The sequence below is a fragment of the Xanthomonas populi genome (assembly GCF_002940065.1).
GTDB lineage: Bacteria > Pseudomonadota > Gammaproteobacteria > Xanthomonadales > Xanthomonadaceae > Xanthomonas > Xanthomonas populi.
Genome location: NZ_MDEJ01000310.1, coordinates 1 through 646 on the forward strand (window position 1 = coordinate 1; position 646 = coordinate 646).

Annotated in this window: 1 pseudogene; it reads right to left on the minus strand. The window is 63.8% G+C overall.

The window, feature by feature from the left end:
* Positions 1 to 9: 9 nt before the first annotated feature.
* Positions 10 to 573 (minus strand): annotated as a pseudogene (locus tag XpopCFBP1817_RS21040) (IS3 family transposase); the annotation flags it as partial.
* Positions 574 to 646: the final 73 nt, after the last annotated feature.

The following is a 646-nucleotide window of genomic DNA, read 5'->3' on the forward strand; positions in this document are numbered from 1 at the left end:
GTGTCGTGGTCAAGTTTTTTCGGACACGACGATGGGTTGTTTGATTGCCGATTGCTGCTCGAAGGCATTGGGTGGCAAGTTGCCCAGTGTGGAGTGCAGCCGCACGCTGTTGTAGAAGCCCACGATGTCGTGGACGATGTCCGTCATGGCCTCGGCGTGGTTGGCGTAGTCGCGCTGCCAGACCCGCTCCGTTTTCAGACGCAGGAAGAAGCGCTCCATCACCGCGTTTTCCCAGCAGTGGCCCTTGCGGCTCATGCTGCCGACCAGGTCGTGACGAGCCAGCAGTGCCTGATGCAGCGCGCTGGCGTACTGGCTTCCCCTGTCGGAATGAACAATCAGCTCCGGCGCCGGTTGGCGTTGCGCGATGGCCAGTTGCAGCGCCGCACATACCAACTCGGCATGCATGGTCGGCGCCATCGCCCAGCCCACGACTTTGCGGGCGTACAGGTCCAGCACCACCGCAAGGGACAGCCAGCCGCTGCGTGTGCGGATGCAGGTGATGTCGCTCACCCAGGCCTGGTTGGGGCCGCTCGGCTTGAATTGCCGCGCCAGCACCTTGCTTGAGACTGGCAAGCCTTGGGCGCCAGCTTGGCGCGTTGACGGGAGCCGTAGTAGCCCGAGCGGCTGACACCCAGCACGCGACACA